Genomic DNA, 25,355 nt, shown 5'->3' with positions numbered 1-25,355 from the left:
CGCTCATCCTGCCGTATCCGGCGCACCAGTTCGCACGCGGACCGGCACCGCAGGCGGACTGCTCAGACGATGCCCTCCGCGAGTTCCGCCTGGTCACGGTCGTCGCCGTACGCGGCGGTGGTGGGCGTGCCGTACGACCGGCGTGCGACGTACCACCAGACGCTGGCGAGGGCCAGGACCACGGCGAGCGCGATCGAGGCGTAGTTCATCGTGCCGACCGTGACCGGTGACGCCTGCGGCAGGCAGAACAGCACCGTCACGCACGCCACCCACACGACCGCGATCCAGCCGATGGGCCTGCTCCACCGGCCCAGGTGCCACGGCCCGGGCCGGAACCGGTCGCCCGCGCGCAGCCGCAGCAGCACGGGGATGGCGTAGGCGGGGGTGATGCCGATGACGTTGATGGCGGTCACCGCGTTGTACGCCGTCGCCGAGTACAGCGACGGCAGGGCGAGGACGCCGGCGACGACGACCGACAGCCAGACGGCGGCCACCGGGGTCTGGGTGCGGCTGCTCACCTTGCGCCACAGGTGCGAGCCGGGCAGCGCCCCATCCCGGCTGAAGGCGAACACCATCCGGCTGGCCGCGGCGACCTCGGCGTTCCCGCAGAACAGCTGGGCGGTGATCACGACCAGGAGCAGCGCGCTGGCGCCGTCGGTGCCCAGGCCGTCGAGCAGGATCTGCGCGGGCGGTACCCCGGTGTCGGTGGTGCGTGTGCCGTCGTAGTCTTGGATGGCGAAGGTCAGGCCGGCCAGGAGGACGAAGCCCGCGAGCCAGGAGACCCAGATGGACCGGACGATGCCGCGGGCCGCGGAGACCGAGGCGTGCGAGGTCTCCTCGGACAGATGGGCGGAGGCGTCATAGCCGGAGAAGGTGTACTGCGCGAGTAGCAGGCCGATCGCCGCCACGTACAGCGGGTTCGACCAGCCGGTCTCGTTGACGAACTTCGTGAACACGAAGGACGGCGACTGGTGGTGGTCGGGGACGATCGCGAGGGTGCCGACGATGAGCGCGACGCCCGCCAGGTGCCACCACACGCTGACGGAGTTGAGCAGGCTGACCAGACGGACGCCGAACAGGTTCAGCACCGCGTGCAGCAGCAGGATGACGCAGAAGATCAGCATGGTCTTGCCGGGCGTCGGCTCGAAGCCCCACTGCATATTGGCGAAGGCGCCGGTGAACAGGGCGGCGCCGTAGTCGATGCCGGCGATCGCGCCGAGCAGACCGAGGAGGTTGAGCCAGCCGGTGTACCAGCCCCAGCGGCGACCGCCGAGCCGGTCGGCCATGTAGTACAGGGCGCCGGAGGTCGGATAGGCGCTGGTGACCTCGGCGAGGGCGAGGCCGACGCACAGCACGAACAGGCCGACCCCCGCCCAGCCCCACAGCATCACGGCGGGACCGCCGGTGTTCAGGCCGAAGCCGTACAGGGTCATGCAGCCGGACAGGATCGAGATCACCGAGAAGCTAATCGCGAAGTTGCCGAAGCCGCCCATACGGCGGGCCAGCACCGGCCGGTAACCGAGTTCGCGCAGGCGCTGTTCCTCGTCCTGCCGGGGCAGGCCCGGCGAGGGCGCTGGATCGGGGGTGCGGGACATGCGGAACCTCCGGGTCGTCAGGGGAACTTAGAAAAGGGGGAAGCGCTCAGTGGCCCGTTGTGCCGTCCGCGGCCGCCCGGCAGCGGTCCCGGGCCTGCACGAAGACCTCCACGGCACGGTCGCGGTCGGGGGTGCGGTAGATCCAGGGAGGGGGCGTGAAGTACGGGCCGATCGCCTCGAACACGCGTGACGCGTGCGGAAACTGGAGGGAACCCCACAGGGCGTGGGCCAGATGGTTGAGGTCCAGCAGCGAGCGTTCGGCGCGGTGGGTGTGCTCGAACCAGGAGTGCAGCGCCCGCCGTGCCTCGCGGGCCGCGTCCTCCGCCACCCAGTGCAGGTCCAGCGCCGCGTCGTGCCCGCTGTCCCGGCGGTAGCGCTCGACCCGGACGTACAGCGGCAGCAGGTGCAGCGCGGAACCGGGCGGGGCCTGCCCGGCGGCCCACTGCGCGTAGCCGGCGGCCTCCGCGAGCCGGCCCGAGCCACCGCGCACGTACAGGAACTGCAGCATCCGGTGGTGGGCCTCGCGGTTGTACGGGTCTCGCCGGCCGGCCTCGGCCAGCAGCCCCCAGGGGCCCGGCGGCAGCAACGGCTCCGGCGCGTCGGCCCGGTGCTCCTCCCAGCGCTGCTCCGGGTCAAGCTGGGCCAGGGCCAGCAGGCACACCCAGGGCACGGGGTCCTGCGGGGCGGTCCGGGTGGCGGACTGGGCGGCGTCCCAGGCCTCGATCCACAACTCATGGGTACGGCGGTGCCGTTCGCGCTGGGCCCGCAGCGCACGCTCCACGCCGACCCGGGCCTGCATCACCGCCGCGTGGACACTGCCCGGCTCCTCCGTGAGCCAGGCCCGCACCACGTCGGTGCCGGCCGCGGCCGCCGCCAGGACCTGCGTGCGCTGGGTCCACTGCCACCACTGAGCGGTGTCCGCGAGCAGGGTCCGCATGGCCATCCAGCGCCCGGTGCGCAGCTCCTGGAGTGCGCTGCGCAGGGCGTGGTCGGGGCCGGCGGGGTCGTAGGAGGGGCGGGCTCCTTCTCTGGCCATCAGCCGCCGGCCCCCTGCCACTGGCGCGCGGGCGAAGTGGCGGGGTGACGTAGCAACAGCCCTCCCCTGGGCGGTGATTGAAGTCTCGCGAAGTGGTCGCGGTCACTATAGGGGCGGAGGTTGCACCCTTTCCATTGTTGCCAAATTAACTATCGCCGCAGGCCAGTTGACCGTCAGTCAGCGTCCCTTGACGTGGGGTACAGGACAACGGCAGGCTGACGCGTGATCTTCGGAGCCGGAGTGCGGGAGGGTGCGATGACGGGGCCGGTGCTCGCCGTCGACCAGGGCACGTCCGGCACCAAGGCCCTCGTGGTCTGTCCGGAACGCGGCGTCCTCGGGTCCGGGTTCGCCGAGGTGCGCCCCCGTCACCTGCCCGGCGGCCTGGTCGAGGTGGACCCCGCCCAGCTGTACGACTCGGTGGTCGACGCCGGCCGGCGCGCGCTCGCCGAGGCGGGCGAGGACGTCGTGGCGCTGGGCCTGGCCAACCAGGGCGAGACCGTTCTCGCCTGGGATCCGGCCACCGGACGCCCGCTGACCGACGCCCTGGTGTGGCAGGACCGGCGCGCCGAGAGCATCTGCTCCGAACTCGCCGGTCACGCCGAGGAGTTGCGGCAGCTGACCGGCCTGCCCCTGGACCCGTACTTCGCCGCACCCAAGATGGCCTGGATCCGCCGCCACCTCACCCGCGAGGGCGTTGTCACCACCTCCGACGCCTGGCTGGTCCACCGCCTTACCGGCGCCTACGCCACCGACGCCGCCACCGCGGGCCGCACCCAGCTCCTCGACCTGGACCGCGCCGAGTGGTCCCCGCGCGCCCTCGACCTGTACGGCCTGACCGGGGAACGCCTTCCCGACGTGACGGACGTGGCCCAACCGGTCGGCACCACCACAGCGTTCGGCCCGGAACTCCCCCTCACCGGCCTGATCGTCGACCAGCAGGCCGCCCTGCTCGCCCAGCGCGTCACCGGGCCCGGCGCCGCCAAGTGCACCTACGGCACCGGCGCGTTCCTGCTCGCACACACCGGCGAGCGCCCCCGGCGCGGCACCTCCGGACTGGTCAGCTGCGTGGCCTGGCGGCTCGCCGGAACCACCAGCTACTGCCTGGACGGCCAGGTCTACACGGCCGCCTCCGCCGTCCGCTGGCTCACCGACCTCGGTGTCATCTCCTCCGCCGCCGACCTCGACCCGGTCGGCGGTGCCGTCCCCGACAGCGGCGGTGTCACCTTCGTCCCCGCACTCGCCGGGCTGGCCGCCCCCTGGTGGCGCGGCGACCTGCGCGGCTCCCTCACCGGCCTCGGCCTCGACACCACCCCCGGACACCTGGTGCGCGCCCTGTGCGAGGGCATCGCCGCCCAGGTCGCCGAACTCGCCGAGGCCGCCGCCACCGACCTTGGCACCCCCCTGGACCTCCTCCGCGTCGACGGTGGCCTGACCCGCTCGGCCCTGCTCATGCAGACCCAGGCCGACCTGCTGCAACGCCCCGTCGAGGTCTCGGCGTTGCCCGACGCCACCGCGCTCGGTGCCGCCGCCCTCGCCCGCCTCGGCGCGGACCCCACGCTCGGCGTCGCGGACGCCCTGCCCGACCGGAAACCCGTCGCCGTGTACGAACCCCGCATCCCGGCCGGCCAGGCCGCCGAACGCCGAGCCCGCTTTCGCGCCGCCGTCGCGGCACTGCTCGACGCATGACCGTCACGGCGGAGGGGCCGCTGCCCCGGACGGCGTACGACGTGGCGGTCGTCGGCGCCGGCGTCGTCGGCTGCGCCATCGCCCGCGAACTCGCCCGCCACCCCCGACTGCGCATCACCCTGGTGGAGGCCCAGGACGACGTCGGCCAGGGCACCTCAAAGGCCAACACCGCCATCCTGCACACCGGTTTCGACGCGACCCCCGGCACCCTGGAGGCCCGGTTGGTCCGCGACGGCCACCGGCGCCTGAGCGTCTTCGCCGCCGAGTCCGGCATCCCCGTCGAACGCGTCGGGGCCCTGCTGGTCGCCTGGGACGAGGAACAGCGGGCCGCCCTGCCCCGGCTGGCCGAGAAGGCGGAGCACAACGCGTACACCGACACCCGCTTGCTGAGCGTCGCAGAGCTGTACGCCCGCGAACCCCACCTGGGCCCCGGCGCGCTCGGTGCGCTGCATGTCCCCGGCGAGAGCGTCATCTGTCCCTGGACGACGACCCTGGCCTACGCCACCCAGGCGGTCCATGCCGGAGTCGATCTCCATCTCAACGCCGCTGTGGAGCAGGCCGCCCGGGAGGGCCACGGCCACCGCCTGACCACCACCCGCGGCATCCTGCACACGCGGTACCTGGTCAACGCGGCCGGGCTGCACGCCGACACCCTCGACCGCCGGCTCGGGCACGAGGACCTCACCGTCACCCCGCGCCGCGGCCAGCTCCTCGTCTACGACACGTTCGCCCGCCCGCTCGTCCGGCACATCCTCCTGCCCGTCCCGACCGCCCTCGGCAAGGGCGTCCTCGTCGCCCCCACCGTCCACGGCAACGTCCTGCTCGGCCCCACGGCCGAGGACCTCGACGACAAACGGGCCACCCACTCCACCGCCGAGGGCCTGGCCCTGCTGCGGGACAAGGGCCGCCATATCCTGCCGGCCCTGCTCGACGAGGAGGTCACCGCCGTCTACGCCGGGCTGCGCGCGGCCACCGAACACGACGACTACCGCATCACCGTCCACTCCGAACAGGCGTACGTCACCGTCGGTGGCATCCGCTCCACCGGCCTGACCGCGTCCCTGGCCATCGCCGCCCATGTCACCGGCCTGCTGGCCGACGCCGGCCTCGACCCCGGCCCGGTGAAGGAGCTGGAGCCGGTGACCATGCCCCACCTCGGCGCGGCCTTGCCGCGCCCCTGCGAACAGCCCGAACGCGTCGCCGCCGACCCGGAGTACGGCACCCTCGTCTGCCACTGCGAGCGCGTCTCCCGGGGGGAGATCCGCGACGCCCTCGCCAGTACGGTCCCACCCCGCACCCTGGAGGGCCTGCGCCGCCGCACCCGGGCACGGGCGGGCCGCTGCCAGGGATTCCACTGCGGGGCCGCGGTCCGGGAGTTGTTCGAGCGGGGACTGGACGAACGGGAACGGCCGTGACGGTCGGCCGGCCAGGGGGAATCGAGGGTCCATCATGACGAACGGGTTCGCGCCGGCCATGACGCGCGAAGGGGGCGGCCATGACGATCGCAGGGTGCCGGTCATGACGATCGCAGGGTGCCGGCCATGACGCTCGAAGAGCGCGGCCATGGCGTTCGAAGGCTGCCGCTCATGGCGGTCGGAAAGGTGCCGCCCATGACGGCAGCGCGCCGCGTGGACGTCCTCGTCATCGGCGCCGGCCCCGCCGGGCTCGCCGCCGCCGCACGGCTGGCCGCCGCCGGTGCCGGGCTCGTGGAGGTGCTGGAGCGGGAGGCACGGCCGGGGGGAGTGCCGCGGTACTGCGCACACGGCGGCTTCGGCACCTGGACGCACCCGCTGACCGGCCCCCGGTACGCCCGCCTGCTGACCGAGGCCGCCGAACGGGCGGGAGCCGTGCTCCGGACCGGGGAGGCGGTAGTGGACTGGGGGACGGCAGGGGCCTCTCCGGAGCGGAGCACGATACTCACAACGGTCGGCACCGGTGGACCGGAGACGATCGAGGCGCGGGCGGTCGTCCTGGCCACCGGCGCCCGCGAACGCCCGCGCGCGGCCCGGCTGGTGCCCGGAACCCGGCCCGCCGGCGTCTACACCACCGGCGAACTCCAGCAGGCCGTGCACCTCTTCGGGCAACACATCGGCACCCGCGCGGTCGTGGCCGGCGCCGAGGACGTGTCGTACGCGGCCGCCGGCACCGTCCGCGCGGCCGGCGCCGAGGTCGTCGCCCTGGTCACGCAGGACCCGCGCGCCCGGACGAGCCGCGCCCGCGCCCAGTGGGCCCGCCTGCGCCGGGGAACTCCGCTGCTGACGGACACCACGGTTGCCGAACTCCTCGGCCGGGGGCGCCTGTCCGGCGTCCGCGTCCGGCACCGCGACGGGCGTACGGCCGTACTGCCCTGCGACACGATCGTCTTCACCGGCGACTTCGTCCCCGAGGACGAACTCGCCCGCCGGGGCGGCATCACGCTGGACGCGCACCCGCACACCTCGCGGCCCGGAGTCTTCGCCGCCGGAGGTGTCCGGCACCCCGGGCGGCGGGCCCGGGCGGCGGCCCGGGACGGGACGCTGGTGGGCGGTACGGTGCTGGAGTGGCTGGCCGGAGGCGAGTGGTCCGGTCCGCCCGCGGCCCGCATGCGGTGAGGCGGCCCGGCCCTCTGCCCCCGGCCCGTCGTCCGCCGGGGCACGCGTCCGGTCGCGCGGCACAGTGCCCAGCGCACGGGCCGCTGCCCCGGCCTGTGTCCGGTCGGGCGGCGCGGTTTCCGGGGCAGCGGCCCGGTGCAGGCACCCGCACGCGGCCCTCGGGGTCACACCCCAGGCGTATCGCCGCACCTTCCGGCCCACCCCGACGAGCTGACGCGGGACGTCAGATGACCTTCAGCCGCACCAGCGCCCCCAGCGTCAGCGCCCCCGGCACCAGCGGCACCCACACGGTGATGAGCCGGTAGGCCAGTACCACCGCCGTGGCCACCGCGGCCGGGCCGCCCACCGCGACCAGCGCCACGATCAGCGCCGCCTCGACGGAACCGAGCCCGCCCGGCGTGGGCACCAGAGCCACCGCGGCCGTCGCCGCCAGATACGCCAGGACCATGTGCGCGGGCGGCACCGGCAGCCGCAGCGCCTGGCCGACGGCGGCGAGAGCGGCCGCCTGGAGAGCCGGGAAGGCCAGCGAGCCGCCCCACAGGGCCAGGGCGCGAGCCGGCCGGGTGTGCACCGACCGCGCCTCGCCCAGGGCGTCCCGCGCGAAGGCGCACGCCCGCATGCGCAACGGCCGTACGAGGGCCAGGGCGGCCGCCGCCCCCACCAGCAGGCCTGCCGCGCCCAGCAGCAGCGGGAGCGCCGAGCCGTCCGGCAGCAGGGTGCCGGGCCGCAGCACGCCCGGGAAGGCGATCAGCAACGCGGCCAGCAGACCGAGCCGGCCCACGCACTCGGCCAGCAGGTACATGGCGAGCGCGGCCGAGGAACGGGTGAGCGGCACCCCGCACACCGTCATGAAACGCAGGTTCACCGCCCCCGCGCCGAGCCCGGTCGGCAGCAGATGGTTGGCCGCGGCCGCCGCGAACTGGGTGGCCAGCAAACGCCCCTTGGGCAACGGCTGCACCACCGCGCCCTGCCGGGTGAACGCGGCGGCCACCCAGGTCAGACAGGTCGCACCGGCCGCCGCGAGCAGCCACGGCCAGGAGGCGGTGCGCAGATGGCCGAAGCCCTCGGCCAGCACCGAGCGGTGCCGTACGCCGGCCACGGCGACCAGCAGGAGCGGGACCAGGCACAGCGCCTGGCGGACGGAGGCGCGACGCGCGAGCCGGCCCCGGGGGAGCGGGGGAAGCGGGACGGCCGGCTCAGCGGCGGAGGTCTCCCGTGCGGGCCCGACAGCGGGCGGCGTGGTCGGGGACGGCGATTCACAGACTGCGGTCATCGGGGCCTTCGGTCGGGGGGACGTCGGTGGGGGTGAAAACGCGCGGACCTTGACCTCAACGAAGCTTGAGGTTCTACCTTCTCTTCCATGAGCATGGAGACCACCGCATGGACGCAGCTGCACAGCGTGATGAACGCGCAGGCGGAGCGTCGTCCCTTCGCCCGAGCCACACTGCGCCGCATCGCCGCCTTCGCCCGCCCGCACCGCGCCGGCATCGTCCGGTTCGTGCTGCTCGGGGTGGTGACCGCACTGCTCGCCGTGGCCACCCCCGTCCTCGCCGGCCGCGTCGTCGACGCGATCGTGGCGGGGCACGACTCCGGCACGGTGGTCCGGCTGGCCCTGCTCATCGCGGGCGTGGCCCTCGCGGAGGCGGGGCTCGGCATCCTCGGCCGGCGCCTGTCGGCGACGCTCGGGGAGGGACTCATCCTCGACCTCAGGACGGCTGTGTTCGATCATGTGCAGCGCATGCCCGTCGCGTTCTTCACACGTACGCGTACGGGAGCGCTGGTCAGTCGTCTCAACAACGACGTGATCGGCGCCCAGCGGGCCTTCGCCAACACCCTCTCCGGCGTCGTCAGCAACCTGGTCACACTGCTGCTCACCCTCGCGGTGATGCTCACCCTCTCCTGGCAGATCACCCTGCTCGCGCTCGTTCTCCTGCCGGTGTTCGTGCTGCCCGCCCGCCGCATGGGCAGCCGGATGGCACGGATGCAACGCGAGGCGGCGGCGCTGAACGCGGCCATGGGCACCCGCATGACCGAGCGTTTCTCCGCCCCTGGCGCCACCCTGGTCAAGCTGTTCGGCCGCCCGGAGGAGGAGTCGGCGGAGTTCGCGGCACGTGCCGCCCGGGTCCGGGACATCGGGGTCCGCACGGCGACGGCCCAGTCGGTCTTCATCACCTCCCTCACCCTGGTCTCCGCCCTCGCGCTGGCCCTCGTCTACGGCCTCGGCGGCTGGTTCGCGCTGCGCGGGACCCTGGAGGCGGGCGCGGTCGTCTCCCTCGCCCTGCTGCTGACCCGCCTCTACGCCCCGCTGACCGCGCTGGCCGGGGCCCGGGTGGAGGTGATGAGCGCCCTCGTCAGCTTCGAGCGGGTCTTCGAGGTACTGGACCTGAAGCCGCTCATCGAGGAGAAACCGGACGCCCGCGAGGTCCCCGAGGGCCCGGTCGCCGTCGAGTTCGACGACGTCCGCTTCTCCTACCCGGCCGCCGACCAGGTCTCCCTCGCCTCCCTGGAGGAGGTCGCCGCCCTCGACACCCGCGGCGGCTCCGAGGTCCTGCACGGCATCTCCTTCCGCGCCGAACCCGGCCAGACCGTCGCCCTCGTCGGCTCGTCCGGCGCCGGGAAGTCGACCATCGCGCAGCTCCTGCCACGCCTGTACGACGTCGACGCGGGCGCCGTCCGCATCGGCGGGGTGGATGTGCGCGATCTGACCGCCCCGTCCCTGCGGGCCACCCTCGGCATGGTCACCCAGGACGGCCACCTCTTCCACGACACCGTCCGCGCCAACCTGCTGCTGGCTCGCCCGGACGCCACCGAGGACGAACTGTGGGACGCCCTCGGCCGCGCCCGCCTCACCGACGTCGTACGGTCCCTGCCCGACGGCCTGGACACGGTCGTCGGCGAACGCGGCTACCGCCTCTCCGGCGGCGAACGCCAGCGTATGACCATCGCCCGGCTGCTGCTGGCCCGCCAGCGCGTGGTCATCCTCGACGAGGCCACAGCCCACCTGGACAACACCTCCGAGGCGGCCGTCCAGGAGGCGCTCACCGAGGCCCTGGAGGGCCGCACCGCCGTGGTGATCGCGCACCGCCTGTCCACCGTCCGGGCCGCCGACCAGATTTTGGTCGTGGAGGCCGGGCGAATCGCGGAACGGGGCACGCACGAGGAGCTGTTGGCGGCGGACGGGCGGTACGCCGAGCTGTACCGCACGCAGTTCGCGCAGCGGGAGGCACAGGCGCCGGCGGTCTGAGCGGCTACGGCGACTTCTCCAGCGCGGGGAGGCGGCAGCGGGTCGGGTCGGGTCGTCGTGTCCCGTCCCGGTCCGGCAGGACCGCCGGCGCCGGGCACTCGCCGGCCACCCCGGGCGGCGTGCCTGCGCCACGGTTGCGACCGGCCCGTGATGACCTCCCGCCACCGGCGCGGACCCGCGGCCCTGCCCCGTGCCAGAGCACGGTCTCGCCGGCCGGCCGTCTCCCGTGCCCGGCCGCCCGGTCGAGGGTCCGGGTACCGCTGTCGGGACATGGGGCGCGTACCGGGGCCGCAATTCGGTGGTGATCCTGCCGGACTCGCGGGTCACCGCCGCCTCCAACCATCTGTCAGGCGAATGTCGCTGCCTTCCACGCAGCGCGCGCCGTCCGTGTCGACGGTGCTGGCGAGCAGAGGACCGCGGGATGTGGGCCGCCTCGGCCGGCAGGGCCGTGGGTTCGGCAGCGGACGGAGCGGTCAGACCGTCACCACCGCGTCGGCGCGGTCGTCAAGGACACCGGAGGACCCTCCGACTCGGGTACGTACGTGACGAACCTGGTCCGCCACCCGTGACCCGACGGGCGTGAGCGGCGTGGGACGGGGAAACCGGGACCGGGTCAAGTATGCGCAGAGCGGCCCGACTTGAAAGGGATCCTCATCGTGTCGAAAGTCCAGTTCGGAAGCGCCCTCGCCGTCCTCGTCCTCGCCGCCGGGCTGACCGGCTGCGGCAGCGAGGACGGCAACGGCAAGGACGGGGACGCGCAGGCCCGGCCGAGCACGACCCCGCCCTCCCGGGCCGTCCAGGACGCCTACCGCAGGACGGTGGCCGCGGACACCGCGAAGATGACCGTCACCAGCAAGGTCGTCGCCGAGGGCCAGGCCCTCACCGCGCACGGCAGCGGCGTGGCCGGCCTGAAGGACGGCACCAGCCGGGTCACGCTGACCTCGCAGGGCACCACCGTCGAGCAGCGCGTCGTCGACGGTGTCGTGTACCAGAAGCCGTCGGGCAAGCAGCGCGGGACCGTCCCGGGCGGCAAGACCTGGACGAAGATCGACCTCGCCCGGCTGGCGAGGAACGGCTCGGCCGGGCGGTCCCAGGTCAGCGACCCGGCCGAGCCGGTGCGCTACCTCAAGGGCGTCGGCTCCGAGGACGTCACCCGGATCGGCACCCAGACCCTCGACGGCACCCGCACCACCCACTACCGCGTCTCCGTCCCCGTCTCCGCCCTCTCCCGGGGCAACGCCGGACAGGAGCAGGAACTGCGGCGCCAGCTCGGGAAGTCCTCGCTGCCCCTGGACCTGTGGCTCGACGAGCAGGGCCGGCTGCGGCAGGAGAGCGTCCGGCTCACCCTGCACCCGCTGAAGCAGAGGACGCCGGGGCGGGAGAACGCCGCCGTGACGAGCACGACCGTGCTGCGCTTCTCCGACTACGGAACCGACGTGCAGGTCAGCGCGCCGCCCGCCGAGGACACCGCGGACGTCACCGACAAGATGACCAAGACCGGTACCAGTGCCGGCTGATACGTGTGAGCCGCCGTGGCCTGGATACGCGGTCTGCACGGCACCACCGCCCATCCGGAAGGTCATCCGTGCCATGAGCAGCGCAAACGAGCCCGGCCACCACTCCGAGGTCACCCTCCGGGTGAACGGGAAACCCCACACCCTGCTCGTCGACCACCGGCGCGTCCTGCTGGACCTGCTGCGCGAGGACCTGGATCTCACCGGGGCCAAGAAGGGCTGCGACCACGGCCAGTGCGGTGCCTGCACCGTCCTGGTCGACGGGCGCCGTCTCAACAGCTGTCTGCTGCTCGCCGTCACCCTCGACGGCAGCGAGGTCACCACCGTCGAGGGTCTCGGTGGCGACGGCGAGGAGCCGCACCCGCTCCAGCGGGCGTTCCTCGACCGGGACGCGTTCCAGTGCGGGTACTGCACCCCGGGGCAGATCTGCTCCGCCGTGGGCATGCTCGCCGAGGCCGCGGCCGGCCACCCCTCCCACGTCACCGATCCCGCGGCCCCCTCCGGCCGGCCCGTCTCGCTGGACCGGCCCGAGATCCGTGAGCGCATGAGCGGCAACCTGTGCCGCTGCGGGGCCTATCCCCGCATCGTCGAGGCGGTGGAGGACGTGATCCGGTGAACGGCTTCGGATACTTCAGGCCCGGCAGCGTCCAGGAGGCCGTCGAAGCCTTCTCCGCCCATCCGGGCGCGTACTACCTCGCGGGCGGCACCAACCTGGTCGACCTGCTCAAACTCGGCGTGGAGCGCCCCACGGCCCTCATCGACGTCGGCCGGCTGCCGCTCGACACGATCGAGGAGCTGCCCGACGGCTCCCTGCGGGTGGGCGCCACCGTCCGCAACAGCGACCTGGCCGCCGACCCGCGCGTCCGCGACCGCTACCCGGCACTGTCCCAGGCGCTCCTCGCCGGCGCCTCCGGCCAACTGCGCAACGCCGCCACCACCGGCGGCAACCTGCTCCAGCGCACCCGCTGCCCCTACTTCCAGGACCTGGACAAACCCTGCAACAAACGGGAGCCGGGCAGCGGCTGCGGCGCCCGGGACGGCGTCCACCGCGACCACGCGGTCCTCGGGTACTCCGAGCACTGCATCGCCACCCACCCCTCCGACCTGGCCGTCGCCCTGGCCGCCCTCGACGCCCAGGTCGAGCTGTACAGCCCTGACGGCACCCGGCGCCTTCCGGTGGCCGACTTCTACCGGCTGCCGGGCGAGCATCCCGAGCGGGACACCTGGATCCGCCGCGGCGAGCTGATCACCGGCGTGCTGCTCCCGGCCGCCACGGCCGGTGTCCCGTCCGCTTACCGCAAGGCCCGGGACCGGGCGTCGTACGCCTTCGCCCTCGCCTCCGTGGCCGTCGTGCTGCGGGTCGCGGACGGCGTCGTCGACCAGGTGGCCGTCGCCTTCGGCGGGCTGGCCCACCGGCCCTGGCGGGCCCGGCACACCGAGCTGGCCCTGCTGGGCGCCCCCGCCAGCCCCGCCGCCTTCGAGGGCGCCGTGGCGCTCGAACTCGCGCACGCCGAACCGCTGCGGGACAACGCCTACAAAGTGCCCCTCGCCCGCAACCTCGCCCTGGACGTCCTGGGCCGACTCGCCCCGGCGCCCGCAGGGGTCTGAGCCGACCGGCATGTCATTGGAGGATCCCATGACCGGCACCGCCCTGGGTGCTCCGATCGAACGCCGGGAAGGACGGCAGAAGGTCACCGGCGCCGCCCGATACGCAGCCGAGCACGCCCTGCCCGGCCGCGCCCACGCCTGGCCCGTGCCCGCCGCGATCGCCCGCGGCCGGGTCACCGCCGTCGACACCTCGGCCGCCCTCGCCCTGCCCGGCGTCCTCGCCGTCCTCAGCCCCGGCGACGCGCCCCGCCTCGCCGAACCCGACGACGCCACCCTCGCCGTCCTCCAGGGCCCCGGCGTGCCGCACCGGGGCTGGTGCGTGGCCCTGGCCGTCGCCGAGACCCTGGAGGCGGCCCGCGCCGCCGCCCGCGCCGTCCGCGTCACATACGACGCCCATCCCCACGACGCCGGCCTCACCGAAGACCACCCGGACGCCTACGAGCCCGAGGACGTCAGCAGCGGGCCCGGCCGCGTCGAGCACGGCGACCCGGAATCCGCCTTCGCCGCCGCCGCCGTTCGCGTCGACGTCACCTACCGCGTGCCGCCGCTGCACAACCACCCCATGGAGCCGCACGCGACCACGGCCCACTGGGACGGCGACCGGCTCACCGTGTACACCTCCAGCCAGGGCGGGACGACCGTCCGGTCCGTGCTCGCCCAGCTGTTCGAGCTGTCCGAGGAGCGGATCACCGTCGTCGCCGAGCACGTCGGCGGCGGCTTCGGCTCCAAGGGCACCCCGCGCCCCGATGTCGTCCTCGCCGCGATGGCCGCCCGGCACACCGGCCGCCCCGTCACCCTTGCCTACCCCCGCCGTCAGCTGCCCACCGTCGTCGGCCACCGGGCACCCACCCTGCAGCGGCTGCGGCTCGGCGCGAGCGCGGACGGCCGGCTCACCGCCCTGCTGCACGAGGTCACCACCCACACCTCGCGCGTGAAGGAGTTCGTGGAGCAGGCCGCGGTGGTCTCCCGCGTCATGTACGCCACCCCCGCCCTGCGCAGCTCCCACCGGGTGGTCCCGCTGGACGTGCCCAGCCCGTCCTGGATGCGGGCACCGGGGGAGGCACCCGGCATGTACGCCCTGGAGTCCGCCGTGGACGAACTCGCCCACGCACTCGGCATGGACCCGGTGGACCTGCGCATCCGCAACGAACCGGACCGCGAGCCCGGCAGCGGTGACCCCTTCAGCAGCCGCCACGCCGTGGAGTGCCTGCGCGAGGGCGCCCGCCGCTTCGGCTGGGCCGACCGCGACCCACGCCCCCGATCCCGCCACGAGGGCCCCCTCCTCATCGGCACCGGCGTGGCCGCAGCGACCTACCCCGTCCAGATCGCCCCGTCCACCGCCACCGCCCAGGCCCTGCCCGACGGCACCTTCGTCGTCCGGACCAACGCGGCCGACATCGGCACCGGGGCCCGTACCGTCCTCGCCCAGGTGGCCGCAGACGCCCTCGGCGTGCCCCTCGACCGGGTGCGCACCGAGGTCGGCCACAGCGACCTGCCCCCCGCCCCACTGGCCGGCGGCTCCTCCGGCACGGCCTCCTGGGGCTGGGCCGTCCACGAGGCATGCGCCGAACTGGCGTCCCGGCTGGCCGCGCACCCCGGACCGCTGCCCAGCGAGGGGATCGAGGCCCGGGCGGACACCACCGGGAAGGCCGACGCCGACAGCCCCTACGCGCGGCACGCGTTCGGCGCCCACTTCGCCGAGGTCGCCGTCGACACCATCACCGGCGAGACCCGCGTACGCCGGCTGCTCGGCATCTTCGCCGCCGGGCGGATCCTCAACGCCCGCACCGCACGCTCCCAGTTCGTCGGCGCCATGACCATGGGCCTGGGCATGGCCCTCACCGAACGCAGCACCGTGGACAGCGCGTTCGGCGACTTCACGGAGGCCGACCTCGCCTCCTACCACGTGCCCGCCCACGCCGACGTCCCCGACATCGAAGCCGACTGGATCGACGAGGACGACCCCCACCTCAACCCCATGGGCAGCAAAGGCATCGGCGAGATCGGCATCGTCGGCACCGCCGCCGCCCTCGGCAACGCCGTCCACCACGCCACCGGGTTCCGCTTCCGCGAACTGCCCCTCACCCCCGACCGGATCCTCACCGCCCTGCTGTCCGAGGGGCGACGGTGACGGGACCTGCTGTCCGGGGGACGACGGTGACGGGACCGACCTGGGAGTACGACGGCTACCGGCCCGAGGAGGAACGCCTGCGGGAGTCTCTGTGCACCCTCGGCAACGGCTACTTCGCCACCCGCGGCGCGCTGCCGGAGTGCACCGCGGACGACGTCCACTACCCCGGTACGTACGCGGCCGGCTGCTACAACCGGCTCACCTCCGAGGTCGCCGGACGCCGGGTCGAGAACGAGGACATGGTCAACCTGCCCAACTGGCTGCCGCTGCGCTTCCGTCCCGTCGGCGGGGACTGGCTCACCCCCGACGCCGCCCCCATCACCGAGCACCACCAGATGCTCCACCTCGACCCCGGCCTGCTGGAACGGCGCACCCGCTACCCACTCGGCACCGACGGCACCCTCCTGGTACGGCAACTGCGCCTCGTTCACCTGGCCGACCCCCATCTCGCCGCCCTGCGCACCGAGTTCACCGCCGAGGGCCGCACCGTCGACCTGGACGTCGAGGCCGCGCTCGACGGGAGCGTCACCAACTCCGGTGTCGCGCGCTACCGGGACCTGGACGGCCGGCACCTCACCCACGTCCAGGTCGGCACCACCGCACCCGGCACGGTCTGGCTGCGCTGCCGTACCCGTACCTCGGACATCAGCCTGGGACTGGCCGGCCGGCTGACCGCCGAGGCGCCGGTCACCCACGCGAACGAAGCCCACCGTGCCGTACAGCACGTCCAACTGGTCCTGCCGCCCGGTCGTACCGTCACCGTCGACAAGACCATCGCCCTGCACACCTCCCGTGACCCCGCCATCAGCGACCCGCTGCGCGCGGCCGTCGACCGGGTCCGGGCAGCGCCCGGCTTCGACGAGCTGCTGGACGCGCACGCCTCCGCCTGGGAGCAGCTGTGGCGGCGCACCGCACTCGACGTCCCCGGCGAGGCGGGCAGCATCCTGCGCCTGCACCTGTTCCACCTGCTGCAGACCCTCTCCCCGCACACCGCCGACCTCGACGTCGGCGTCCCCGCCCGCGGACTGCACGGCGAGTCCTACCGCGGGCACGTCTTCTGGGACGAACTCTTCGTCCTTCCCTACCTCAACCTCCACCTCCCCGAGGTCTCCCACGCCCTGCTCCGCTACCGTCACCGCCGCCTGGACGCCGCCTGCCACGCGGCCCGCGAGCTCGGCCGGCGCGGCGCGCTGTACCCCTGGCAGAGCGGCAGCGACGGCCGTGAGGAGACCCAGCAGCTCCACCTCAACCCGCGCTCCGGCCGCTGGCTGCCCGACCACTCCCGGCTCCAGCACCATGTCGGCTCGGCGGTGGCGTACAACGTCTGGCAGTACTGGGAGGCGACCGGCGACACCGACTTCCTGCACGGCGAGGGTGCCGAGATGCTGCTGCACATCGCCCGCTTCTGGGCGGACTCGGCCGACTACGACGACCACCTCGGCCGGTACCGCATCCAGGGCGTGGTCGGCCCCGACGAGTACCACGACGCCTACCCCGGCGCGACCCGGCCGGGCCTGGACGACAACGCCTACACCAACGTCACCGCCGCCTGGGTGCTCACCCGCACCCTGGAACTGCTGCGCGCCCTGCCCGAGCCGCGCCGCCGCGAACTCACCGACAGCGCCGGGCTTGAGAGCGACGAACCCGCCCGCTGGGAGGAGATCTCGCGCACCCTCCACATCCCCTTCCACGACGGGGTGATCAGCCAGTTCGCGGGCTACGGCGACCTCGCCGAGCTGGACTGGGACGGCTACCGGAAGCGGTACGGCGACATCCGCCGCCTGGACCGGATCCTGGAGGCCGACGGTGACACGGTCAACCGCTACAAGGCGTCCAAGCAGGCCGACGTCCTCATGCTCGGCTTTCTCTTCGCTCCTCCCGAACTCCGCGGAATCTTCGACCGGTTGGGCTACCGGCTCGACGAGCGGACCTGGACCGCGACCGTGGACCACTATCTGCACCGCACCAGCCACGGCTCCACCCTCAGCGGCCTGGTCCACGGCTGGATCCTGGCCCGGGCCCGCCGCGCCGACGCCTGGGTCTTCGTCCAGGAGGCCCTGCGCGGCGACATCGCCGACCTCCAGGGCGGCACCACCGGCGAGGGCATCCACCTCGGCGCGATGGCCGGCACCCTCGACCTCGTCCAGCGCGGACTGACCGGCCTGGAGACCCGGGGTGGTGCCCTGTGCCTCGACCCGGTCCCGCTGCCCGAACTCTCCTCCTACGGCTTCTCCCTGCGCTACCACGGCCACTGGGGCGTCCAGCTGCGCCTGCGCAGCGGCCTGCTGGAGATCGCCGTACCGTCCTCGGGCCGTTCACCCATCGACATCCGCCTGCGGGACCGGGTGGTGCCGGTGCGGCCGGGGGAGACGGCACGGCTGGTACTGCCGGATTGAGACCGTTCAGCCGCCCGCCAGCCGGTACCGGTGCACGGGCAGCAGCCCCGGCCACACCGTGTCGAGGACATGGGCGCTCGGCGTGAAGAGGGGCTCGCCGAGCACGGGCAGGTCGGTGACCTCGTGCCACTCCCAGCGGCGGATCAACTGCGGCTCGGTGACGACCGGTTCACCGGTGATCCCGGTTACCCGGACGGCGGCAGTCAGCCTCGGCATGCCCTCAACGGAGTCCATCAGGACCGCCAGCACCCGCGCACCGGCGGGGTCGGCCTTCAGGGACGTCTCCTCCTCCAGTTCCCGCACGGCCGCGGCGCCGAAGTCCTCGCCGGGGTCGTTCTTGCCGCCGGGCAACTCCCACACGCCCCGCACCGACCAGCCCAGCAGCACCCGGCCCGCCTGATCCGTGACGACGACACCCGCGCCGGTGAGGGCGTGCGGGGAGGGGCGTCCCTTGCCGGCGCAGCCGGGCGGGGCGGGAGAGGGGCCGCGCAGCACGACCACGCCCAGGCCATCGGCGTCGTAGCGTTCGGCGGACTCCCAGCCCGCACACAGCAACCCGATCTCCTCCTCGTCCAGGGCGATGCCCCGCCTGCCGTCCGGTACGGTGTCCGCGACCGGAGTGATCACGCACAGCGCGCCACCGGGACGCAGTCGCTCCCGCAGCCGGTTCAGCACGCGGGTGCGGTCGCGGACGAACGCCCAGACGAGCCGGACGGTGATCAAGTCGTAGGACGGACGGGGGAGCCCGCCGAGGTCGTCCCGTTCGATGTCCAGCCGCCGGTACACCACCTCGGCCCCCTCGGCGCGCCGGGCCTCGGCGAGCGCCACGGCGGACCGGTCGACGGCGTCCACCCGGTACCCGCACCCGGCCAGATGCCGGGCGAGTTCGCCGAGTCCGCAGCCGACGTCCAGGGCGAGGCCGTCCGCGGGCGCCGGAACGTGCTCGGCGAGCAGCCGCCGCTCGGCGTCGCCCAGCGGCCGGAACCGGCCGCCGCTCGCGTAGTGCGCGTCCCACTCCTCGGGGTTCACGTGTCCCACCGGGCCTCCTCCGGGCTGGTCGATCCGCGGACAAGGGGATCATGACCGGGCGACGGCCGTGACACACCGCCGCCCGCGATCTCGACGGCGGCGGCCGGGGGGACCACGATGACCGAAGGGAAACCGAAGGAGTGAAAGGGGCTTTCGGGTATGAGCGTGACCGACGCCGCCTTGCGCGTCCTGGCGGTGGACGACGAGGAACCCGCGCTCGAAGAGCTGCTCTACCTGCTGGGGGAGGACCCGCGGGTCGGCCGCGTGGTGCCGGCGTCGTCGGCCACCGGGGCGCTGCGCCGGCTGAGCCGGTCCATCGAGGAGGGTCCGGGCGGCCCGGAGGGCTTCGACGTCGTGTTCCTCGACATCGACATGCCCGGCCTGAACGGCCTCGAGCTGGCCCGGCTGCTCGGTGGGTTCGCCACCCCGCCGCTGATCGTCTTCGTCACCGCCCACGAGGACTTCGCGGTCCGCGCCTTCGACCTCAAGGCCGTCGACTACCTGCTCAAGCCGCTGCGCAAGGAACGCTTCGCCGAGGCCGTACGGCGGGTCGCCGAGCTGGTCCGGGCCGGGCAGGGGCCCCGTCCGGCCGCCCCGCCGGTGACGGCGCCCGAGCCGGTCACCGCCCTGGGCGACCAGGTCCCGGTGGAGCTGGGCGGGGTGACCCGGTTCGTGCCCGTCGCCGACATCAGCTATGTGGAGGCGCACGGCGACTACGCGCGCCTGCACACCGGCCACGGCAGTCACCTGGTGCGCATTCCGCTGTCCACCCTGGAGGAACAGTGGCGGCCCCGCGGTTTCGTACGGATCCACCGCAGTCGGCTGGTCGCCCTCGGCCGGATCGAGGAACTCCGTCTGGACGGTGGCAATCTGACCGTCCGGATCGGGGACCGCGTCCTCGCCGTGAGCCGGCGCAACGCCCGGGAGCTGCGGGACCTCCTGGCCAGGCACGCGACCACGCGGGCGCGTTGAGCCGGCCGGGGCGGGCCCGGGCGTGACGGGCCTGTGGCGATTCTCGTCCGCCGGCTGTCTCCCCGCCGGCCCGCTGCGTACACTCGCCGCACACAGGTGATCACCGCGGCGTCGGGGAGTGCGTCATGGGTGCGGAGTCCGTCCCTCGCAGAGAGGTGGTCACCGGACGGCCGCGCCCCTCCGACCGCACGACCGTACCGCGCCCGGCACCTTCACCGGAGCCCCCGCCGCGGGTCGACGACACCGTACGCAAGGTGATGCGGCAACAACTGCGAGCCGGGCTCATCGCCACGGCCCTGCTCGCCGCCCTTCTCGGGCTGCTCCCCGTACTCCTGCGGGTCCTGCCGTTTCCCGGCACCGCGTCCCGCGTCCCGCCGGCCGTCTGGCTGCTCCTGGGGGTGGCTCCGTACCCGGTCCTGCTCGCCATCGGTGCCTGGTACGTCCGCCGTGCCGAGCGCAACGAGGCCGGCAGCACTGCCCCCGCCCCCGTGGAACGCCCCTGACCATGCGCCATGCACACGCCGGGACCGGCCGGTGAACCAGACGTACGGTGTCGCGGGCGTGACGGCCGTGGCCCTCGCCACCGCCCTCGTCGGCGCGCTGGGCCTACGCGTCTCCCGTACCACCTCCGACTTCTACGTGGCCTCGCGCACCGTCGCGCCGCCGCTCAACGCCTGCGCCGTCAGTGGCGAGTACCTGTCCGCCGCCTCCTTCCTCGGCGTCGCCGGACTCGTCCTCGCCCAGGGCGTCGACATGCTGTGGTTCCCCATCGGCTACACCGCCGGATTCCTGGTCCTGCTGGCCTTCGTCGCCGCCCCGCTGCGCCGTTCCGGCGCCTACACCCTGCCCGACTTCGCCGAGGCCCGGCTCGAGTCACGGGCGGTCCGCAGGATCGCCGGCGTACTCGTCGTCGGTATCGGCTGGCTCTATCTGCTGCCCCAGCTGCGGGGCGCCGGTCTGACCCTCAGGCTGCTCACCGGCGCCCCCGGCTGGCTCGGCGGCCTGGTCGTCGCCGCCGTGGTGACCGCGGCCGTCGCCGCCGGCGGGATGCGCAGCATCACCTTCGTCCAGGCCTTCCAGTACTGGCTGAAACTCACCGCCCTGCTGCTGCCCGTGGCGTTCCTGCTGCTCGCCTGGCGCGCCGACCACACCCCGGCCCCCGCCTGGGACGACCGCCCCGTCTTCCACCGCTCCACCGAGGTACGCCTCGACGCACCGCTCACCCTCACCGTGCACGAGCCGGTCCGGGTGACCGCGTCCGGAACCGTCGACGGCCGCCGCGTGCGGGGCGGTTCACCGCGGCTGGCCGAGGGCCGCCACCGGATCGGCGCGCACACCACCCTGCGCTTCCCGGCCGGAGCCCGCGTCCCCCTGCCGGACCGGACACCCGACCGCGCCGCACCGTCCAGCTGGGCCAAGCCGCTGTCGTCGAGCCGTGAACAGCACAGTCTGTACGCCACCTACGGGCTGATCCTCGCCACGTTCCTCGGCACCATGGGCCTGCCGCACGTCGTCGTCCGCTTCTACACCAACCCCGACGGCCGCGCCGCCCGCCGCACCACCGTCATCGTGCTCGGACTGCTCGGCGCCTTCTACCTGCTGATGCCCCTGTACGGCATGCTGGGCCGGCTCTACGCGCCCGACCTGCTGCTCACCGGAGACACCGACGCGGCGGTCCTCGTCCTGCCGCAGCGGCTGGTCGGCGGCATCGGCGGCGACCTGCTCGGCGCGCTCGTGGCGGGCGGGGCCTGTGCGGCCTTCCTGTCCACGGCCTCCGGAGTGACCATGTCCGTGGCGGGCGTGCTCGCCCAGGACGTGCTGCCCACCCTCGGCATCCGCCACGTCCGCCACTTCCGGCTGGCCACACTGCCCGCGATCGCGGTGCCCACCGCTGCGGGCACCGTCGTCAGCGACCTGCCGGTGGCCGACGCGGTCGGACTCGCCTTCGCCGTGTCCGCCTCCTCGTTCTGCCCCCTGCTCGTCCTCGGTATCTGGTGGCGCGGCCTGACCCCGCCGGGCGCGATCGCCGGGCTCCTCCTCGGCGGCGGCTCGGCGCTCACCGCGGTCACGGTCACCATCGCCGGCGGCGCCCGCTCGGGCTGGCTGCACACCCTGCTCGCCTGGCCCGCGGTCTGGTCCGTACCCGTGGGATTCGCGGCCATGGTGCTGACCTCCCTGGCCACCCGCGACCGCGTCCCGCCGGGCACCGCCGCGACGCTGGCCCGGCTGCACCTCCCGGAACCGACGCCCGCCCGTCCCGGGCCCGCCACCACCACCTGACCGAGGAGCCACCGTGCACACGAGTTCCAGCGCCGGTCGTCCGGACCGGCCGTACCCGGACCGAGCGTGCCGCCCATGACCGTGCTCGCCAGCGCCGCCCTCATCCTCGCCGGTCTCGCCGTGTTCGCCCTGGGTGCCGCCCTCGGGCACGGAGCGGCCCGCCGGCAGCAGGAGCACTCGGCCGACAGCGACATGGCACGCGCCACCCTCCACACCCTGCACACCGCCTCTCTCGCCGCGGCGCCCCTGCGCGCCGGCCTGACCCCCGACACGGCCCGCAAGGCGGTCCGCCGGCTGCGCCCCCTGCTCGGCACGCCCGCGCTCGCCGTCACCGCCGTCGGAGCCGGCACCGACGACGCCGTCCTCGCCTGGGACGGTGCCGCCGAACACCACCGCGAACAGCTGGCGGCACAGCTCACCCCCAGCCCCACCCCCCGCACCCGGACCCTCCCGCTGCCGTGCGACGAGGAGGACTGCCCCGTCCGCTGGGGCGTACTGGTCCCCCTCACGGCCGACGGCAGGACCATCGGCGCCCTCGCCGTGCTCAGCGGCGCGCAGTCCACCACTGTGGTCCGGGCCGCCGAGGAAGCGGGCCGCAGGCTCTCCGTGGAACTCGACCTCGCCGACCTCGACCGGACCCGCTCCAGCGCGCACGAGGCCGAGATGCGGGCCCTGCGCGCCCAGATATCCCCGCACTTCATCTACAACTCCCTCGCGAGCATCGCCTCCTTCGTCCGCACCGATCCGGAACGCGCCCGCGAACTCCTCCAGGAATTCGCCGACTTCACCCGCTACTCCTTCCGCCGTGACGGCGACTTCACCACCCTCGCCGAGGAGTTGCGCTCCATCGAGCAGTACCTGGAACTCGCCCGCGCCCGCTTCGGCCGCCGCCTCCAGGTCACCCTGCGCATCGCCCCCGAGGTGCTGCCCGTGACGCTCCCCTTCCTCTGTCTGCAACCTCTCGTCGAGAACGCCCTCAAGCACGGGCTGGGGGAATCCGTCGACCGCAGCAGCGTCACGATCCTCGCCGAGGACGAGGGAACCGAGGCCCGGGTCGTCATCGAGGACAACGGCATCGGCATGGAACCGGAACGCCTGCGCGCGATCCTGCACGGCACCGCCGGTCCGTCCACCGGTATCGGCCTGAGCAACGTCGACCGCAGACTGCGCCAGGTCTACGGCGACGACTACGGCCTCGTCATCGAGACGGGCATCGGAGCCGGCACGAAGATAACGGTCCGTGTCCCGAAGTTCCGGCCGGGCGTCCAGGCGCCGCCACTCTGACGGCGACCGCGTCGGGGCCCCGGCAACGCGTCGGAAATCGCCGGCGAAGGCGTCCCCGACGGAAGAAACCCTCCCTCTCCGCGCTCCGGCGGGAGGCCCCGGCCGCGTCCCCCCACGCTGGGGCCCGGCCGGAACCGACGCCCCGATCACGGGAGTCGGGCCGGCGTGTCGACAACGGTGGAGAGGAATCCCGATGACTGCTGAGCGTGTGCTCGCCCCCACACCCACGGCGGCGTACCGATGGCGGTGGCCGGCGCTCACCGCGCTGCTCCTGGGTGAGGCGATGAACCTGCTGGACGCGACGATCGTGCAGGTCGCCGCGCCGGCGATCCATGCCGATCTGGGCGGGTCGGTGTCCGGCATCCAGTGGTTCACGACGGCCTACACCCTCCCGTTCGCGGTGCTGCTGATCACCGGTGGGCGGCTGGGCGACATCGCGGGCCGGCGGCGGCTGTTCGTCATCGGCGTCACGGGATTCATGCTCGCGTCCACCGCCTGCGCCCTGGCGCCCTCGGTGGGTGCGCTGATCGCCTTCCGCGTGGTGCAGGGAGCAGCGGCGGCCGTGATCATTCCCCAGACGATAGGACTGATCAAGGCCATGTTCTCCGGCGACGAGATGTCCAGGGCCCTCGGCGGCATCGGGCCGGTGATGGGCCTGGCCGCCGTCTGCGGTCCGGTGCTCGGCGGCGCGCTGACCCATGCCGACCTGTTCGGCTCGTCGTGGCGTGCGGCCTTCCTGGTCAACGTCCCCGTCTCGCTGGCCGTACTGGCCCTGGCCCCCAAGCTGCTGGAGAACCGCGCGCCGAAGCGGCCCACGCTCGATCTGCCCGGCACGCTCCTGGCCACGCTCGGCGCGGGACTCGTCGTCTACCCGCTGATCGGTACGGACGTCGCCGGCCTGTCCGGGGGCAGCTGGGGCACCATCGTGGCCGGTCTGCTCATGACGGCCCTGTTCGCGCTGCACCAGCGCCGGGTCGCCGCGGCCGGCCGCAGCCCGCTGGTGGAACCCAGCCTGTTCGCGCACCGCGCGTTCCCCGCCGCCCTGGCGACGTCGGCCTCGTTCTTCGCGGTCACGAACGGTCTGATGATGGTCGTCGTGCTCCAGCTCCAGCTGGGACTCGGCACCGGTGTGCTGAACGCGGGCCTGACGCTGGTCCCGTGGTCGGTGGGCCTGGCCATCGCGTCGTGGATCGCCGGAGCCCGACTGGTCCGGCGCTACGGGCACCGTGTCATGTCGCTGGGTCTCGCCGTCCTGCTGCTCGGTGCGCTGGCCGCGATCGCCGTCTACCACGCGGCCGATCCCACGGCCTACCCCACCTGGCTGCTGCTCCCGCTGGGCGTCGTCGGCCTGGGGACCGGGCTCTTCACCGCCGCCTTCTTCACCATCGCCCTGAAGCGGCTGCGGCCGCAGGAGATCGGGTCGGCCGCCGGTCTGCTGAACGCCGTCCAGCAGCTGGGCGCCACGCTCGGGGTCGCCATCCTGGGCAGCGTCTACCTCGGCAGCGCGGAGCCGGGCGGCGCCTCGGCCGCGCTGCACGCCGTCCAGGTCGCCTTCTGGGTCGCCGTCGGGCTGGTCGTGATCGGGTTCGTCACCAGCAGGCCGATGATCGAGAAGGACGCCCCGGAGCCGGACGGAACACATCACTGACCCACCCGGCCCCCTCCCGGACAGCCGCCTTGACGGTCTGCAGCACCGGGCTGTTCTCGAGGGAGCGGATCGCGTCGAGGGAGCCCAGCCGGCGGGCGAGGTGGTGAGGCCGGCCGGCAGGGTCGTTGTGTCGAGATACGCGGGGCTCACCGCCCTACGCGGCAGCGCCCGGGTGCCGACGCCGAACGGCCGGCAGCAACGACTTCGAAGAAGACGGCCCGCCCGCCTCCGGATCGGCCGGTCGACGCCCGACGCCGACGGGCGACCAGCCGGTCGCGCGCCGTGGACGAGGCATCTGCCCGGCTCGCTGCGCGGCGACGGCGACAGTCGCGCGACGGACG

The 25,355-nt window shown here is 73.9% G+C and carries 17 protein-coding genes and 1 pseudogene; 14 read left to right on the top strand and 4 right to left on the bottom strand.

Going from position 1 to position 25,355, the window contains the following annotated elements; genetic code table 11:
- Positions 1-62: 62 nt before the first annotated feature.
- Together ABZ079_RS13990 and ABZ079_RS13985 are read right to left on the bottom strand one after the other, a co-directional pair.
- The gene (locus ABZ079_RS13990; protein WP_356939654.1) at positions 63-1,595 is read right to left on the bottom strand and encodes an amino acid permease; all 1,533 of its coding nucleotides are present in this window, start codon (positions 1,593-1,595) and stop codon (positions 63-65) included.
- A gap of 46 nt (positions 1,596-1,641) precedes the next feature.
- Positions 1,642-2,631, bottom strand: coding sequence for a hypothetical protein (locus ABZ079_RS13985; RefSeq protein WP_356939653.1), 990 nt, complete (start codon positions 2,629-2,631; stop codon positions 1,642-1,644).
- A 255-nt stretch (positions 2,632-2,886) separates the two neighbouring features.
- Here ABZ079_RS13985 and ABZ079_RS13980 point away from each other — a divergent pair, with 255 nt between their 5' ends.
- The 3 genes and pseudogenes from ABZ079_RS13980 to ABZ079_RS13970 form a co-directional block, all read left to right on the top strand.
- Complete coding sequence (locus ABZ079_RS13980) at positions 2,887-4,317, top strand: FGGY family carbohydrate kinase (RefSeq protein WP_356939652.1); 1,431 nt, start codon at positions 2,887-2,889, stop codon at positions 4,315-4,317.
- Complete coding sequence (locus ABZ079_RS13975; protein ID WP_356939651.1) at positions 4,314-5,732, top strand: FAD-dependent oxidoreductase; 1,419 nt, start codon at positions 4,314-4,316, stop codon at positions 5,730-5,732. The genes ABZ079_RS13980 and ABZ079_RS13975 overlap by 4 nt, the downstream gene beginning before the upstream one ends.
- A gap of 195 nt (positions 5,733-5,927) precedes the next feature.
- Positions 5,928-6,869, top strand: a pseudogene (locus tag ABZ079_RS13970) (FAD-dependent oxidoreductase); the annotation flags it as partial.
- A 262-nt stretch (positions 6,870-7,131) separates the two neighbouring features.
- On the opposite strand, the gene ABZ079_RS13965 reads toward ABZ079_RS13970, so the two are convergent.
- The gene (locus ABZ079_RS13965; RefSeq protein ID WP_356939650.1) at positions 7,132-8,181 is read right to left on the bottom strand and encodes a lysylphosphatidylglycerol synthase domain-containing protein; all 1,050 of its coding nucleotides are present in this window, start codon (positions 8,179-8,181) and stop codon (positions 7,132-7,134) included.
- Positions 8,182-8,274: 93 nt separating this feature from the next.
- Here ABZ079_RS13965 and ABZ079_RS13960 point away from each other — a divergent pair, with 93 nt between their 5' ends.
- The 6 genes from ABZ079_RS13960 (at position 8,275) to ABZ079_RS13935 (ending at position 17,801) form a co-directional block, all read left to right on the top strand.
- On the top strand, positions 8,275-10,152 hold the full coding sequence (locus ABZ079_RS13960) for an ABC transporter ATP-binding protein (protein ID WP_356939760.1): 1,878 nt from the start codon (positions 8,275-8,277) through the stop codon (positions 10,150-10,152).
- Between the two features lie 656 nt (positions 10,153-10,808).
- Positions 10,809-11,669: a hypothetical protein gene (locus ABZ079_RS13955; protein ID WP_356939649.1), complete on the top strand. Its 861-nt coding sequence runs from the start codon at positions 10,809-10,811 to the stop codon at positions 11,667-11,669.
- Between the two features lie 73 nt (positions 11,670-11,742).
- Positions 11,743-12,282 (top strand): 2Fe-2S iron-sulfur cluster-binding protein, encoded by a 540-nt coding sequence (locus tag ABZ079_RS13950; RefSeq protein WP_356939648.1) that lies wholly within the window; start codon positions 11,743-11,745, stop codon positions 12,280-12,282.
- Positions 12,279-13,274 carry a xanthine dehydrogenase family protein subunit M gene (locus ABZ079_RS13945; protein WP_356939647.1) on the top strand — a complete coding sequence of 332 codons (996 nt, stop codon included), beginning with the start codon at positions 12,279-12,281 and terminating at the stop codon, positions 13,272-13,274. The genes ABZ079_RS13950 and ABZ079_RS13945 overlap by 4 nt, the downstream gene beginning before the upstream one ends.
- 28 nt (positions 13,275-13,302) lie before the next feature.
- Positions 13,303-15,405 (top strand): xanthine dehydrogenase family protein molybdopterin-binding subunit, encoded by a 2,103-nt coding sequence (locus tag ABZ079_RS13940; RefSeq protein ID WP_356939646.1) that lies wholly within the window; start codon positions 13,303-13,305, stop codon positions 15,403-15,405.
- A gap of 26 nt (positions 15,406-15,431) precedes the next feature.
- Positions 15,432-17,801: a glycosyl hydrolase family 65 protein gene (locus tag ABZ079_RS13935; RefSeq protein ID WP_356939645.1), complete on the top strand. Its 2,370-nt coding sequence runs from the start codon at positions 15,432-15,434 to the stop codon at positions 17,799-17,801.
- 6 nt (positions 17,802-17,807) lie between these two features.
- On the opposite strand, the gene ABZ079_RS13930 is transcribed toward ABZ079_RS13935, so the two are convergent.
- Positions 17,808-18,839, bottom strand: a complete 1,032-nt coding sequence (locus ABZ079_RS13930) for an NUDIX domain-containing protein (protein WP_356939644.1) — start codon at positions 18,837-18,839, stop codon at positions 17,808-17,810.
- A gap of 150 nt (positions 18,840-18,989) precedes the next feature.
- On the opposite strand from ABZ079_RS13930, the gene ABZ079_RS13925 reads away from it, so the two are divergent.
- From ABZ079_RS13925 to ABZ079_RS13905, 5 genes are all read left to right on the top strand, one after another.
- Positions 18,990-19,802, top strand: a complete 813-nt coding sequence (locus ABZ079_RS13925; protein ID WP_356939643.1) for a response regulator transcription factor — start codon at positions 18,990-18,992, stop codon at positions 19,800-19,802.
- Positions 19,803-19,927: 125 nt separating this feature from the next.
- Positions 19,928-20,305, top strand: a complete 378-nt coding sequence (locus tag ABZ079_RS13920) for a hypothetical protein (RefSeq protein WP_356939642.1) — start codon at positions 19,928-19,930, stop codon at positions 20,303-20,305.
- Positions 20,306-20,336: 31 nt separating this feature from the next.
- A complete protein-coding gene (locus ABZ079_RS13915) occupies positions 20,337-22,082 on the top strand; it encodes a cation acetate symporter (RefSeq protein WP_356939641.1) in 1,746 nt (581 codons plus the stop codon).
- Between the two features lie 75 nt (positions 22,083-22,157).
- Entirely contained in the window at positions 22,158-23,366 is a 1,209-nt protein-coding gene (locus ABZ079_RS13910) for a histidine kinase (protein WP_356939640.1), read from the top strand.
- 193 nt (positions 23,367-23,559) lie between these two features.
- Positions 23,560-25,014 carry an MFS transporter gene (locus tag ABZ079_RS13905; protein ID WP_356939639.1) on the top strand — a complete coding sequence of 485 codons (1,455 nt, stop codon included), beginning with the start codon at positions 23,560-23,562 and terminating at the stop codon, positions 25,012-25,014.
- Positions 25,015-25,355: the final 341 nt, after the last annotated feature.

The sequence above is a fragment of the Streptomyces sp. NPDC006314 genome (genome assembly GCF_040613075.1).
Classification (GTDB): Bacteria; Actinomycetota; Actinomycetes; order Streptomycetales; family Streptomycetaceae; genus Streptomyces.
The sequence above is the reverse complement of the archived record's forward strand: the minus strand, read 5'-3'. Positions and strand labels throughout refer to the sequence as shown.